At 66.6% G+C, this 13,880-nt stretch carries 12 protein-coding genes; 10 read left to right on the top strand and 2 right to left on the bottom strand.

What is annotated here, in order from left to right; translation table 11 throughout:
• Nucleotides 1–131 precede the first annotated feature (131 nt).
• The 7 genes from KZC50_RS01665 to KZC50_RS01635 all read left to right on the top strand — a co-directional run bounded on the left by KZC50_RS01665 (nt 132) and on the right by KZC50_RS01635 (nt 8,256).
• Nucleotides 132–1,727, top strand: a complete 1,596-nt coding sequence (locus KZC50_RS01665; protein ID WP_310890397.1) for a sugar ABC transporter ATP-binding protein — start codon at nt 132–134, stop codon at nt 1,725–1,727.
• Complete coding sequence (locus KZC50_RS01660; protein ID WP_310890396.1) at nt 1,724–2,746, top strand: ABC transporter permease; 1,023 nt, start codon at nt 1,724–1,726, stop codon at nt 2,744–2,746. Before KZC50_RS01665 ends, KZC50_RS01660 begins: the two co-directional genes overlap by 4 nt.
• The gene (locus KZC50_RS01655; RefSeq protein WP_310890395.1) at nt 2,746–3,780 is read left to right on the top strand and encodes an ABC transporter permease; all 1,035 of its coding nucleotides are present in this window, start codon (nt 2,746–2,748) and stop codon (nt 3,778–3,780) included. The genes KZC50_RS01660 and KZC50_RS01655 overlap by 1 nt, the downstream gene beginning before the upstream one ends.
• A 47-nt stretch (nt 3,781–3,827) precedes the next feature.
• Nucleotides 3,828–5,003: a sugar ABC transporter substrate-binding protein gene (locus KZC50_RS01650; protein WP_310890394.1), complete on the top strand. Its 1,176-nt coding sequence runs from the start codon at nt 3,828–3,830 to the stop codon at nt 5,001–5,003.
• Between the two features lie 91 nt (nt 5,004–5,094).
• A complete protein-coding gene (locus KZC50_RS01645) occupies nt 5,095–6,780 on the top strand; it encodes a GMC family oxidoreductase (protein WP_310890393.1) in 1,686 nt (561 codons plus the stop codon).
• 20 nt (nt 6,781–6,800) lie between these two features.
• A complete protein-coding gene (locus KZC50_RS01640; protein ID WP_310890392.1) occupies nt 6,801–7,499 on the top strand; it encodes a gluconate 2-dehydrogenase subunit 3 family protein in 699 nt (232 codons plus the stop codon).
• Between the two features lie 31 nt (nt 7,500–7,530).
• Nucleotides 7,531–8,256, top strand: coding sequence for a cysteine hydrolase family protein (locus tag KZC50_RS01635; RefSeq protein ID WP_310890391.1), 726 nt, complete (start codon nt 7,531–7,533; stop codon nt 8,254–8,256).
• A gap of 86 nt (nt 8,257–8,342) precedes the next feature.
• Here the strand turns inward: KZC50_RS01635 and KZC50_RS01630 are convergent, their stop codons facing one another.
• Entirely contained in the window at nt 8,343–9,626 is a 1,284-nt protein-coding gene (locus KZC50_RS01630; RefSeq protein ID WP_310890390.1) for an ROK family transcriptional regulator, read from the bottom strand.
• Between the two features lie 155 nt (nt 9,627–9,781).
• Here KZC50_RS01630 and KZC50_RS01625 point away from each other — a divergent pair, with 155 nt between their 5' ends.
• The 3 genes from KZC50_RS01625 (at nt 9,782) to KZC50_RS01615 (ending at nt 12,584) form a co-directional block, all read left to right on the top strand.
• Complete coding sequence (locus KZC50_RS01625) at nt 9,782–10,846, top strand: Gfo/Idh/MocA family protein (protein ID WP_310890389.1); 1,065 nt, start codon at nt 9,782–9,784, stop codon at nt 10,844–10,846.
• A gap of 57 nt (nt 10,847–10,903) precedes the next feature.
• The gene (locus KZC50_RS01620) at nt 10,904–11,302 is read left to right on the top strand and encodes a GlcG/HbpS family heme-binding protein (RefSeq protein WP_310890388.1); all 399 of its coding nucleotides are present in this window, start codon (nt 10,904–10,906) and stop codon (nt 11,300–11,302) included.
• 67 nt (nt 11,303–11,369) lie between these two features.
• Nucleotides 11,370–12,584, top strand: coding sequence for a Fic family protein (locus tag KZC50_RS01615; protein WP_310890387.1), 1,215 nt, complete (start codon nt 11,370–11,372; stop codon nt 12,582–12,584).
• 70 nt (nt 12,585–12,654) lie between these two features.
• Here KZC50_RS01615 and KZC50_RS01610 read toward each other — a convergent pair whose 3' ends face one another.
• Nucleotides 12,655–13,743: a hypothetical protein gene (locus tag KZC50_RS01610; protein WP_310890386.1), complete on the bottom strand. Its 1,089-nt coding sequence runs from the start codon at nt 13,741–13,743 to the stop codon at nt 12,655–12,657.
• Nucleotides 13,744–13,880: the final 137 nt, after the last annotated feature.

Raw genomic sequence — 13,880 nt, 5'->3', positions numbered from 1 at the left:
TGGGCTCGTCATCTAGGTCACGATCGCGTTCCCATGCTTGCTATTTACGTTGAAGTGTGGATTATTTGTACTTGAGCGTTCCACTACCCGATCGGGACGCACCCCACCGCCCACGGCAAAGGAGCTGAGGCATGGCTGACGACGCCCAAAATCGTCTTGACGACACCGCACCGGTGCTCGATGCTCGCGAGATCACGAAGCACTACGACGGCGTGACAGCCCTCGACCGGGCAACTCTCTCGGTTCAACGCGGCGAGATACACGCGCTGCTCGGCGGTAATGGCGCAGGCAAGTCGACGATCATCGGGGTGATCTCGGGGGCGACCAAGCCCGACAGCGGGACCATCGTGCTCGACGGCGAGACGCTGGCGGTCGCCGGACCGCACGGCGCGATCCTGGCCGGCATCTCCACGATCTATCAGGAGCTGTCGCTCGTCCCCGCGCTGTCGGCCCTCGACAACATCTTTCTGGGCCGCGAGCAGAAGCGTCGCGTACTCGGAATGCCGCTGGTGTCCGATCGTCAGCGCATGGAGGAGCGAGTCCGTGAGCTTGCGGGTGACTTCGGTATCTCGGATGCCGACCTGCGCACACCCGTGTCGCAGTTCGGGGCGCTGAAGAAGCGCTCGCTCGAGATCGTGAAGGCGCTCGCGTTCGACCCGAAAGTGCTCATCCTCGACGAGCCCACGTCGGGCCTCGAGGATGCCGAGCGGGCGTCGCTCTTCGAGTACATGCGGGCTCTCCGCGACCGCCACGTCGCTCTCATCTGGGTCACGCACCACCTCGAGGAGCTGTCAGGGCTCGCCGACCGCGCAACGATCTTCCGCGACGGCCGCAGTGTGGCCACGGTTCAGATCGCCGACACGAGCGTCGACCAGCTGCTGACGCACATGTTCGGTGACCAGCGAGAAGAGTTCGGCGCCGGAGACACCCGCCACCTGAACCGTCTCACTCCACTCGATGACGCGCCGGTCGTCCTGTCGGTGCGCGGGCTCAGCCGCGGCACGCTCGCGCGTGACATCTCGTTCGATGTCCACGAGGGAGAGGTCGTCGGGCTTGCGGGACTCGCCGGGGCGGGACGAACCGAGATCGCGCGCACCTTGATGGGACTCGACCCCCGCACAGCGGGAACGGTCGAGCTCGACGGCAAGCGGATCGCCCCGCGATCCTCGTCGTCGGCATACCGAGCAGGGCTTGCGATGCTGCCGGAGGACCGCAAGCAGCTCGGCATCCTCGCCGACCTGTCGATCGCGTCGAACATCTCGATCTCCAAACTCTCCACGGTGAGCCGCGCGAGGTTCTGGCTGAGCGCGCGGCGCGAGAAGGTGCTGGCGGAGAAGTACGGCACGCGGTTGGGCATCAAAGCCCCCGATTACGACACCCGCATCGGCAACCTCAGCGGTGGCAACCAGCAGAAGGCCGTCGTCGCCCGCTGCCTCAACACCTCGCCGCGCCTGTTGATCTTCGACGAGCCCACCCAGGGGATCGACGTGTCGGCCAAGGTCGACGTCCACGCGCTGATCCGGCATTTCTCTGCCGACGGCGGCGCCGCGATCCTCATCGCGTCGGAATTCGAAGAACTCCTCGAGCTCAGCCATCGCGTGCTCGTACTCAAGAAGGGACGCATCGTGGGCGAGATCCGGGACATCCCCAAGACCATCGCGGCCGGCGGTTTCGCGGAGCTGAAGACACGCGTGCTCTCGCTGAGCGCGGCGGGAGCGGTCGAATGAACCCCTCCGCCACCGTCCGCCGGATGCTGAACATCCCCGGCATCCCGATGACCTTCATCCTCATCGCTGCCGTCATCGTCTTCCAGGTGCTGAACCCGATCTTCCTCAGCCCGGGAACGATGGACAACTTCCTGACCAACGCAGCCCCCATCCTTCTGCTGACCCTGGGCGTCGCGATCGTCATCGTCGGCGGCGGCATCGACCTGTCTGTCGGTACCGTGGCCGGCCTCAGCGCGGGCACGACGATGGTGACGCTTGTCGGCGGCGCACCGCTGTGGGCGGGAGTCGCCGTGGGCGCCCTGACGGGCCTGCTCTTCGGTCTCCTCAACGGCTTCCTCGTCGCGGTGCTGCGCATCGATGACTTCATCGCCACCCTCGCGACGCTCAACATTGCGGCCGGACTGCTCGTCGTGCTGTCGCAGGCCGCGGTACTGCAAGGTGCGACCACGCCAGGATTCGCCACGATCACTCGCGGGGACGTCTTCGGCATCCCGATCTCGTTCGTCGTCGCCCTCGGCCTGTTCCTCATCGCGCACCTCGTGCTGTCGAAGACCGTCACGGGTCGCCGGCTCTATGCGATCGGCGTCTCTGCGGAGGCATCGAACGTCGCCGGCGTGAGCGTGCCTCGGGTCCGTCTCTTCACGTTCGTGGTCAGCGGCCTCCTCGCGGGCGTCGCCGGTGTGCTGCTGGCCTCACGCCTCGGCGCGGTGCAGGCGTTCCTCGGAATCGGGTACGAATTCACCGCGATCGCCGGCGCCGTCGTCGGTGGGATCGCGCTCGCGGGAGGCATCGGCAATGTCTGGGCCGCCCTCATCGGCGGACTCTTTCTCCTGACCATCCAGCAGGGGCTCCGCCTGAACAACGTCGACCCGGTCTACTTCAGCATCGTCACGGCGCTCGCGATCGTGTTCGGCGTCGTCTTCGACCGGCAGGTGAGGCGGGTGCTGTTGCGCGGCGCCCTTGCGAGAACGGCGGCCGCCGTCGACGAACGCCGTGTTTCCGAGGAAGGAGTCCGCTGATGTCTGAACGCACCACCCGTCGTAGCATCCACCCCCGCGCCGTCCTCGACAAGATTCTCGTCGACCCGATCCTCGGCGTAGCCGTGCTCCTGATCGTGTTCGCGATCTTCGCCGCCATCGCGCTGCCCGTCTTCTACGCAGGCAACAACTTGTTCAACCTGCTCGGCAGCTCGATCACGGTGATGATCCTCGCCATCGGGGTGACGGTCGTACTGATCTCGGGCGGTATCGACCTCTCCGTCGGCGCGGTGATGGCGCTCGCCGCCGGTGCCGCAGCCTCGGCGATGCGACTGGGCGCTCCCGTCTTCCTGGCCTTCATCGCGGCAATCGTCGTCGGCATCGCCGCGGGCCTGCTCAACGGCTTCCTGGTGACGCGGGTCGGCCTGCCCGACTTCATCGCAACGCTGTCCACGCTCGGCTTCGCGAGTGGCGTGCTCTACATCTGGACGCAGGGTGTGCCGATCATCGGCTACATGACACCCGAGTTCCGACTCGTGGGAGGGCTGCAGCCGCTGCTCGGTCCGATCACCCTGCCCATGATCATCGCCGCGGTCCTGGCGCTGATCATCGGATGGCTCCTGCGCAGCACACCCCTGGGAACGCGCTTCTTCGCCGTCGGCAGCAATGCCGTCGCTGCCCGTCAGTCCGGCATCCCGGTCCGGTGGGTGAAGACGCAGGCCTACATCGTGAGCGGCACGTGCGCCGGGATCGCCGGAATCATCCTCGCCGGGCGCAACAACAACGTGCCCGCCGACCTCGGCACCGGCTACGAGATCCAGGCGATCTCCGCGGCCATCATCGGCGGCGCCTCCCTCATGGGTGGTCGGGGGCGCGTGCTGGGTGCGGTGCTCGGGGCACTGACTCTGGCGCTGGCGATCAACATCATCAACCTGGCCGGTGTGCCGTCGAGCTTCCAGAAGATCGTCATCGGCGTGATTCTCCTCGTCGCCGTCGGCGCCAACTTCATCAGCGACCAAGTTCGCGCGGGCGTCCTACGCAGGCGGACCGCACATCTCGCAAGCAGAGCGGCTTGAGAGAACCCGATCGTCGGCGAGAGCCGGCGGAAACCGAGAGGAATCACATGTCACACCACATCGAGACCGACATCCGCGGTCGACGCGGCGCCTCGGCGCGGCTGAGCGGCGTCGTCCTGGTGAGCACGCTCGCACTCGTGCTCGCAGGGTGCACGACCGCGACCTCCACCACCACGGCCAATGGAGGATCCGGAGGCTCTGGGGTCGACTGCGGCAGTGAGGAGACGCAGGCTGCGATCACGGCGGCAGTCGACGGTCGCACGATCAAGATCGGCTACACGCCGCCCATCCTGTCGGAGTTCTACACGCAGGTGGAGAAGGCCGCCCACAACCGGATGCAGGAGCTGCAGGACTGCTATGGCGTCAGCTGGGAATGGTCGCGTCAGGGTGCGCTCAACGACGCGCATTCGGGAGTCGAGGCCGTCGGCATCGTGGAGAACTTCATCTCCAACGGCTTCGACGCGGTCTTCGTCTGCTCGGCGGCCCCGCACTCGACCATGCAGGAGATCTACGAGCAGGGCTCCGAGGCGGGCGTCGATTTCTACCAGTTCAACTCGACGGAAGAGCTCGACAATCCCTCGCAGGCTGACGACCCGACCGGTGGCCTCTTCACCATCTCGAACATCGGGTACGACGACCGGTGGCAGTCCGGTTATGTCGCCGGGCAGTACATCGCCGACCTGCTGGGCGGAGAGGGCCAGATCATCCAGATCCTCGGTCCGTCGGGGTCGAACTGGACCAAGCTGCGACAGCAGGGATTCGAGGCGGCGATCGGGGAGTTCCCCGGCCTCACCATCGTCGGCTCCGCCGACGGCGGTTACGTGCGCGACAAGGGCTTGACCGCCGCGCAGGATCTGCTCACCAAGTTCCCCGAGGTCGACGCGATCTACGGAGAGAACGAGGACATGGCGCTGGGCGCTTCGCAGGCGATCGATCTGGCGGGCCTCAAGCACTGGGACGGCACCGACGGGATCATCACCATCGGTGCTGACGGCCTCATCTCCGGCATGGACTCCATCCGGGAGGGGAAGCTCACCGCGACGGTCGACGTGAACTCGATCGAGATGGGCACGACCATGATCAACACGCTCTTCGAGCACGAGGTGCTGGGCATGGCCGTCTCGCAGTTCATCCGCATCCCGACCGTCGTCGTCGACGAGAGCAACGTCGACTGGGCGCAGGGGCGCATCGCCGACGCGCTGGCCGGCAACGGCAGCTACTGAACCACCGGACGGGTGCCCTGGCTCCCCCGAAGGCACCCGTCCGATCACCCACGGTCGACACGACCATCGCACGACTAGAAAGAGGTAAGAAATGGTGACTCGACTCGACGCGGTCGATGTCGTGATCGTCGGTCTCGGTGCCGGCGGTGGACCCGCAGCGAAGGTGCTGGCTGAAGCCGGCTACTCCGTCGTCGGATTCGACAAAGGCCCCTGGCTCCGCAACAGCGAGCACTACTCCGGCGACGAGCTGAAGTTCCAGAACCGCAGCTACCTGTGGCCTGACGTCGACCTGATGCCGCGCACCGTGCGCCGCGACGAGAACTCCGAGAGCCGCATCTTCAACTTCTCGCCGGTACCGTCCGCGGTCGGCGGAGGAACGACCCACATGGCGGGCTGGACCCCGCGCCCGCGACCGTCGGACTTCATCATGCACTCGCTGCACGGCGATATCGACGGTGCGAGCCTGGCCGATTGGCCCTATCGCTACGAGCACCTCGAGCCGTACCTCACGAAGGTGGAGTGGAACTACGGCATCTCCGGGCTCGACGGCGCGGAGGTCGGCGCGGGCTTCCGATCGCGGCGCTTCCCCAGTGGTCCCCTGGGGCCGACGAAGTTCGGCGAGAAGTTCTACGAGGGATGCCGCAAACTCGGGGTCAACGCGATGCCGTTGCCGATGAGCCACCTGACCGAGCGCAACGAGCTCGGGCGTAAGGCTGTCAACCGCACGAGCTTCTGGAACCAGTACGGTGACCCGACCGAGACGCGATCGACGGTTGCCACGACCTACATCCCCGATGCGCTGGCGACAGGCCGGTTCGAGGTGCGCGCCGACAGCTTCGTTCGCGAAGTCACGGTCGGACCCGACGGCAAGGCGACCGGCGTCATCTACGTCCGCCCGGACGGCTCGGAGGAGGAGCAGCGGGCTCGGGTGGTGATCCTCGCCCTCGGCGCGATCGAATCGGCGCGCCTGATGCTGCTGTCGAAGTCCGCGCTGTTCCCGGACGGCATCGCGAACGACTCGGGTCTGGTCGGCAAGAATGCGACCTTCCACGAGTACCTGTTCGCCGTCGGCCTGTTCGACAAGGAGGTGTCCGACCCGCTCAACGGGTTCACCGGCAATTACCAGAGCGGAGGCTCGATGCACTTCTACGAGACCGATGAGTCTCGTGGGCACATCGGCGGCGGGATCATCGCGACGACGCAGATCGGTCAGCCGATCAACCCGATCCTTCCCGGCAAGCCGATCTGGGGTGAGGCGGCGAAGGATGCCGACCGCGACTACTTCCTGCACTCGATGAAGATCGGCATGATCCTTCAGGACCTGCCGCAGGAGACGAACCGCGTCGATCTGGATCCCACGGTGACAGACCGCTGGGGCCTTCCCGTGGCACGGATCACGAACAAGCCGCATGCCAACGACACGGCGATGAGCCGGTGGCAGATCGACAAGAACGTCGAGATCCTCGAAGCAGCCGGCGCGGTGCGGACGATGCCCGTGTATCTGGGTGAGGAGTTCACCGGCAATGCGTGCCACCAGCACGGCACGGCGCGCATGGGAACGGACCCCGCGAAGTCGGTACTCAATGAGTGGGCTCAGGCGCACTCGGTGGAGAACCTCTTCGTGCTCGACGGATCGGGATTCGCCACGGCGCTCGGGGTCAACCCGACGCTGACGATCATGGCGCACTCGTGGCGCGCGGCCGACTACATCGCCAACACCTACCTGCGCGGTCGGAGCGAGCGCCTGGTGCTCGAGCCCGTCGGCGCATCGAACTGACACACGTAAGGAGTACAGCGATGACATCCAAGTCCGAATGGCGGAAGCTCGACCTGCGGATCGACCCCGACAGTGAGGAGCGGCTCTTCTTCAGCGAGCACGAGTGGGAGACGATCGAGGCCGCGGCCGCGAGGATCATTCCCACCGACCACGACCCGGGTGCTCGCGAGGCCCGCGTGATCGTCTTCATCGACCGGTACCTGTCGGGCATCGACTACATCTACGCCGCCGCCGACGGCAGCGGGTTCCTGCAGCTCGCCGGTGCCGAAGCGAACGCCGCGCGCGCCCGGAACGCGGTGTTCCAACGCATGTATCGCGACGGCGTGGTCGAGCTCGACCGGCTCGCCCGCCAGTACGGGGCGGACGACTTCGCCCGTGCCGACGAGGAGACGCAGGACAGCGTGCTGGTCGAGCTGAGCGGGGCGCCCAAGCCGGTGCACGTGCGTCTCGATGAGCACGCGGTGTTCTACTCCCGGCTTCAGGGAAACACCGATCAGGGCAAACCGTTCTTCGAGACCCTGTGCCTCCACGTGCGGCAGGGGTTCTATGCCGATCCCGTCTACGGCGGAAACAAGGATCGGGTCGGCTGGAAGGTGATCGGGTTCCCCGGCCCGGAATCACTCAAAGACACGATGGACGGCTCGTACACCACGGCGCCGTACTTCGCCGAGAAGTGGGACTGGAGCGACCTGCTCCTCCACTACGAACCGTTGCAGTGACGCGACACCCAGAGAGAGGAACTACACGACAATGACGAACTTCGCAGAGAAGCTGGACCGGTACGTCGACCGCACGTACCGACTCGTCCCCGACAAGATCGACCTGACGCGGACAGCAGTGCACATGCTCGACATCCAGAACCTGTGTCTCGACAAGCGCGGCGCGGACTACGTCCAGAGCGTCGGTGGCGCGCCCTCGGGTGAGGAGACCCTCACGCAGGCGAAGCGGTGTCTCGACGCCGCTCGCGAGAACAATCTCACCGTGAACTGGTCGATGTGGGGGATGGACCCCAACGGCTACGACATCGGTCTGTGGGGGGTGAAGTACCCGGACTGGAAGAAGCCGGATTCTCCGTTCAACCACGGAACGTTCGATGGAGCTCTGTGTGACGGCTTCGTGCCGGCCGAGGGCGAGGCGGTACTCCGTAAGCACCGCAACAGCAGCTTCTTCGAGTCGCCGCTGAACTCCTGGCTGATCACCGCCGACACGGAGTATCTGGTGATCGTCGGTTCGTCGACGGGTAACTGCGTTCCGACCACGGCGCGCGATGGGTTCGAGCTGGGCTACAAGGTGATCGTCGTCGCTGACTCCGGTACCGCGATCCCGCTGAACTGGCACGGACGCAACCCGGAGTTCGACCACGAAGTGCCCGACGGGTACGGGCAGTACTGGGAAGGGCTTCGCAACATGCAGGCGCAGTATGCCGACGTCATCACCACAGACGAGTTCCTCGCGCTGATCGAGGCGTCGCGCTGACGTAGAACGTCGGGGGCGGTCGATGTGACCGCCCCCGACGTTGTTCGCCGTGACGCTCCTACGACACCTCGTCGGCGGCGGGAGGACTATCGCGTATCGGCGATGTGTTCGTCGGCCTCCGCCTCGGAAGCGCGCACGAGCCAGTCCGTGTTCCCGGGGTCGGAGAGCAGCGGCTGGAATGCCAGCTCGGCAGCCCCGATCAGCAGATTCTCTGTACCGAGAGTCGGGCGGACGATGCGCACGGCAGACAGCTGTGGCGCCAGGGACTCGCGTGCGATGACGTTGCGCAGGCGCACCGGCTCGGCGTCGAGCAGGGAGCCGAGGAACCCGCCCAGGATGATCAGGTCCGGATTGAAGATCGTCACCATGGTGCCGAGAGCCGTGCCGAGGGCATCGATCTGACGATCGATCTCCGCCTGCGTGCGGGGGCTTCTGCGCCGTGCCAGTTCTTCATCGAGCCGATGGAAGTCGCGTCGGTCGAGACCGAGGCTATCCACGAGTGCATCGCGATTCACCTCGGACTCCAGCGTGCCCTGGAGGCCGGCCGAATCGCGCTCTCCGCCGCTGCGGATGCGGAAGTGGCCGAGTTCGCCGGCGTATCCACTCGACCCCTTCAGGAGATGACCACCGGACATGATTCCGCCGCCGATGCGATTCGCCCCGCCGTACAGATAGATGGCGCTCCCCGCATGGGAGCTTCCGCCGAAGCTGATCTCTGCAAGCAGGCCGAGGTGGGCGTCGTTGGCGGCGCGGACCGGCAGCCCGGTCGCGTCCCGCAGCTCCGAGGCGAGAGGTTCCGACCGCCACCCCAGCTGCGGTGCGAGAGATACCGAACCGTCTTCGTCGTTGGTCAGACCCGGGACGGCCACACCCACTCCGACGACGGACGCGTTCTCCGGGAGCATGGTGAGGATGCCCTGAATGATGACGGACGCGATCGACACCGTCTCGCGCATCGTCAACACGGAACCGGTCTCGTAGTGGATGATCTTCCGCACGCGACCGCCGAGCCCGACGACGCCGACTCTGATGGCGTCGACCTCGGGAGCGACCGCGATCGCGAAGACGTCATCGCTGACGTCGACGTCGACGCTCGGCCGGCCGACGGTCTTCTTGGCTCCGTCGTCGGGGGAGCGCACCGGCTCCACAGCCAGACCGAGATCGATCAGTTCGTTGACCAGAATGGTGACCGTCGAGCGATTCAGGCCGGTCGCAGCGGCAAGGCCGCTGCGCGAACGGGGGCCGTCATGGTGGAGGCTCGTCAGAACCGCCGACAGGTTGTACGCGCGCAGGCGATCGAGGTTCGAGCCCTTCACCGTGCGAAAGCGCTGGGGCCCTTCCCGGTCCGCCGGATCTTCTGGTTCCTGCATTGCTGCCTCCATGTCACCGTCGGAGTATTTCTCCATTTCGCGGGGATGAGGCGGCGCGGGCGCGAACGGTACCTCTGTCGTCGACGCCATACTAACCCCTCGTCGGGTTATTTTATGCTTGCGCAAAACATGCGTGCGCACCTAGCATCAGTGGCATGAGCCCCCTCAACGACTCAGTGCCGAGTCCGATCAAGACCGCGATCGTCGGCTACGGGCTGTCCGGCAAGGTATTTCACGCCCCTCTTCTCGCAAGCGACGAGAATTTCGAGGTGGTGGCGATCGTCACGGCGGACGCGGTTCGTCAGGCCGAAGCGCGCGCAGTTCACCCCCATGCCCGCATTCATTCATCCTTCGACAAATTGTGGGCTGAAGAGCGCAGTGTCGACCTCGTCATCCTGTCCAGCCCGCCGGACACGCACGTGGACTTCGCGATGCGAGCGCTCAGCGCCGGCGCCGCGGTGGTCATCGACAAGCCGTTCGTTGCAACCGTTGCGGAGGCCGCCGCCCTGAAGTCGGCCGCCGAAGCCGCGGGGCGCCCGCTCATGGTGTTCCAGAATCGCCGCTGGGACGGCGACTTCCTCACGATCCAACGTCTCATCGCCGAGGGAGAACTCGGTGAGGTGTTCTCGTTCGAGTCGGCGTTCGAGCACTGGGCACCTGTCGCGACATCCGGCTGGAAAGATCAGCTGCCGATCCCACAGGCAGGTGGAGTGCTGTACGACCTCGGGAGCCATCTGATCGATCAGGCCCTGGTGCTGTTCGGCCCGGCGGCCGAGGTGTCCGCGACGCTCCGTCGCGTACGAGGCGGTGGGAACGACGATCACTCGCGCGTGAGCATCGAGCATGCGGGCGGAGTCGAAACCCGTCTGCTGATGAGCCGCGTGAGTCGCGGGCTGGGACCGCGGTTCCGCGTTCTGGGGACACGCGGGTCGTTCACCACCTACGGCCTCGATGGCCAGGAGCCCGCGCTGGCCGCGGGTGTGGTGCCGGGGGACGCCGAGTATGGCGTCACGCCGGAGGAGGGGTTCGGATGGCTGGAGACCGACGGCCCCGCCGGAATCTCCCGGCGGCGGGTGCCCCTCGAGCGGGGCGACTACCCGGAGTTCTACCGGCGCGCCGCTGCGGCCGTTCGCGGCGAGGGAGACCTGCCGGTCTCGCTCGAGGAAGCCACCGCGGTCGTCGACATCCTCGAGCGCGTGACCCGCACCACCGCGGACTGAGCCGGCGCCCGCTGGTCGAGACCACCGAAGTCAAAAGAACCCGGGAAAGGGAAGCGCATGTTGTCTGAACTGAAGGCCATCGCCGGCTACGCCGAAGAAGAAGCCGCCAGAGTGGGGATCGCCGTCGTCGCCAGCGTTGTCGACATCCACGGCAATCCCGCCTTGCTGCATCGCATGGACGGGGCGCCGATGCACTCGCTCGACATGGCATTTCGCAAGGCGTACACCGCCGCCACGTTCGCCGTCGCCACAGAGGAGCTCACGGATCAGGTGCAGCCGGGCGGTCCGCTCTTCGGTCTTGCGGTGAATTCCGGCTCCAAGCTGATCGCCTTCGGTGGGGGAGCGCCCTTCACCGTCTCGAGCGGGGAGCGATTCGGCCTCGGGATCTCGGGTGGGACCACCGACGAAGACATCGCCGTTCTGGAGGCCGCGATCGCCCGCCACACGAGCGCGTAGCGCGTTCGGAGACGCATATCCCCTTCTTACCAAAGGTTATGCAATCATCCTTCGGTAAGATGAGCGTGTGTCCAACCAAAAAGCCACCTCGGATGCCGGCTGGCCGGCCATCACAACCGAGTCGCGACGGTGGGATATGGGCTGGGCGCGGCCAGTGGCGTCCCGCCGTCAGCTGCACATCGCCGCAGGCGACTACCAGGCAGCCGTCCCGCCGATGATCGCAGAGCGCGACGTTCCGCTGAGAGCTGAGACCCTCGCAGCCGCCGACGACGCGAGCCGAGAACTCACCCGCTTCGACGCGGAGGTCGGCCACATCGCAGCCCCCTTCGCCTCGATCCTGCTGCGCACGGAGTCTGCATCCAGCTCGGAGGTGGAGAACCTGACCTCGAGCGCGAAGCAGGTCGCTCTCGCGGAGCTGGATAGCACGGCGTCATCCTCCGGCAATGCGAAGCTCGTCGTCGCGAACGTCAAGGCGATGCAGGCCGCGCTGCAGCTCGCCGATGAGATCAGCGAGGGAGCGATCATCGCGATGCAGCACGCTCTCTTGGGTGAGAGCGCACCGCACGTCACAGGGAAGTTCCGCGACGAGCAGGTCTGGATCGGAGGCGGCGCCATCTCGCCGCACGCGGCGTCCTTCGTGCCGCCACACCACGACCGTGTGCCTGCGCTCATGGTGGATCTCGTCGCCTTCAGTCGGCGCACGGACGTTCCCGTGCTCGCTCATGCGGCGATCGCGCATGCGCAGTTCGAGACGATCCACCCGTTCCCCGACGGTAACGGTCGCACGGGACGTGCACTGTTGCACAGCATGCTGCGACACGGCGGCCTCACGCGCAACGTCACGGTGCCCGTGTCCGCGGGCCTCCTCCAGAGCATCAGCGCCTACTTCGACGCCCTCACTGCATTCCGGGACGGCGACCCGAACACGATCGTCGACGCCGTCTCCGACGCGGTGTTCGCAGCGGTCAGCAACGGCCGCCGGCTCGTGGATGATCTGAACAGCATCGCCGCCGGGTGGGAAGACGCTGTGCCTGCGCGTCGTGGCTCCGCAGTTGTCGCCCTGCGGACCCTGCTCCTGCAGCACCCTGTGGTCAACATGGGGCTGGTGGCAAGGGCGCTCAGGGTCTCCGACGTCGCGGCCCAGAGTGCCATCAACCGGATGGTCGATGCCGGAGTGCTCGTCCAGACGAACAACTACAAGCGCAATCGCATCTGGCACACCCCCGAGGTGCTCGCCGCGCTCGATGGCTTCGGCACGCGCGCTCGTCGGCAGCGGGTCTGAGCGCAGACATCGGCAGTCGTCCCACTGCGAACGGGCTCTCGCCCGCCAAGCCCGCCCCCGCGCCCGCCCCTCACGGCATCGGCAGGTCGCCCATGTCCCCGATGTACTCGAACGCGCTCGGCCACGACTCGTCCCCGTCGTCCGCCGGGTGGGTCTCGTCCACGAGCTGCAGCGACAGCGTCGCCAACTCAGGCACCTCGGTGTACGTGAAGCTCTCACCCGCGGCGTGCGCCGCCGCACCGATCGAGCCCGGCTCGTATCGGTCGGGGAAGCCCGGCCAGTCGGTCGCGAACGTGACGGTGAACTGCGTCGGGGTGCAGATCACGGTCATCGTCTTCGCGATGCTCGTGCCCCCGTACCACTCGCAGTCGTTCAGGCTCGACTCCGCAACCGCGTCGACGGTCGCCTCGTAGGTGACATCGCTCGCGACCCCGTCGCCCGCGACGGTCGTTCCTTCGTAGACGACCAGGTCCGGAAGCCCGGCGATCACCTCGTCGCTGTAGGCATCCGTGAAGACCGGCGCGTACAGCTCGTCGCTCGCCGTGGCGTCGACCTCCACCTCCGCGAACGACCCGTCGACCGGCGCATAGGTCACCTCGTATTCGTACGCGATCGGTTCGAATCGCGTGCCGCCCGAGTACTCCGCGGGAAAGGCGACGGTCGCTTCGTCGCTCACGACGACCCACTGCTCCTCCGTCAGGGCCGACCCGTCGGGCAGCGTCACGTCCACCCCGAGGTGCTCCCGGTCGTACGCGATCGCGTTGCTCATCTGCTCGCCGAGCACCGGCGCGAGGAACACCGGCACGTCGAGCTTCCAGGCGCCGTCCACCTGCGAGAATCCGACGAATCCCTCCCGACCGTCGACCGCGAAGGCGATCGTCCCGCTCGTGGCATCCGCCGGTAGGTCGGCCCCGACCTGCTCGGGTGCGCCGATCTCGGTCTCACCGAGCGCCACCACGTTCGACGCGTCCACATCGCCCGTCGACGCGACCAGCCCGAGCGCCGCCTCGTAGTCACCCGCGTTCATCGCGTCCACGTAGGCCGAGAGGGCGCCGGCCGGATCGGATGCCGCCACGGATGCCGACCCTCCGCCGGCACACCCCGACAACGTCAGCGTCGCCACGGCGGCAACGGCCACGACGGTCAGACGGTTCTTCATTCGCACGCTCTCCTCGATGATCCGGATGCCGGGACCACACGCCACCGACGATCCGACGCTACGAACCCCCGACACCGCGTCTGGACGGTTCCCGGCATCCCGCACATTCCCGGACACGCCGCCGGCTCGCCCCAAGA

Source organism: Microbacterium aurantiacum, assembly GCF_031625015.1.
GTDB lineage: Bacteria > Actinomycetota > Actinomycetes > Actinomycetales > Microbacteriaceae > Microbacterium > Microbacterium aurantiacum.
Note: the sequence above shows the minus strand (reverse complement) of the source record. Positions and strands in the feature narration are given on the sequence as shown.

Bases quoted from the DNA above. Each gene is read 5' to 3' on its own strand.
- KZC50_RS01665 (WP_310890397.1), top strand. From the start codon at position 132: ATGGCTGACGACGCCCAAAATCGTCTTGACGACACCGCACCGGTGCTC.
- KZC50_RS01660 (WP_310890396.1), top strand. From the start codon at position 1,724: ATGAACCCCTCCGCCACCGTCCGCCGGATGCTGAACATCCCCGGCATC.
- KZC50_RS01655 (WP_310890395.1), top strand. From the start codon at position 2,746: ATGTCTGAACGCACCACCCGTCGTAGCATCCACCCCCGCGCCGTCCTC.
- KZC50_RS01650 (WP_310890394.1), top strand. From the start codon at position 3,828: ATGTCACACCACATCGAGACCGACATCCGCGGTCGACGCGGCGCCTCG.
- KZC50_RS01645 (WP_310890393.1), top strand. From the start codon at position 5,095: ATGGTGACTCGACTCGACGCGGTCGATGTCGTGATCGTCGGTCTCGGT.
- KZC50_RS01640 (WP_310890392.1), top strand. From the start codon at position 6,801: ATGACATCCAAGTCCGAATGGCGGAAGCTCGACCTGCGGATCGACCCC.
- KZC50_RS01635 (WP_310890391.1), top strand. From the start codon at position 7,531: ATGACGAACTTCGCAGAGAAGCTGGACCGGTACGTCGACCGCACGTAC.
- KZC50_RS01630 (WP_310890390.1), bottom strand. From the start codon at position 9,626: ATGCAGGAACCAGAAGATCCGGCGGACCGGGAAGGGCCCCAGCGCTTT.
- KZC50_RS01625 (WP_310890389.1), top strand. From the start codon at position 9,782: ATGAGCCCCCTCAACGACTCAGTGCCGAGTCCGATCAAGACCGCGATC.
- KZC50_RS01620 (WP_310890388.1), top strand. From the start codon at position 10,904: ATGTTGTCTGAACTGAAGGCCATCGCCGGCTACGCCGAAGAAGAAGCC.
- KZC50_RS01610 (WP_310890386.1), bottom strand. From the start codon at position 13,743: ATGAAGAACCGTCTGACCGTCGTGGCCGTTGCCGCCGTGGCGACGCTG.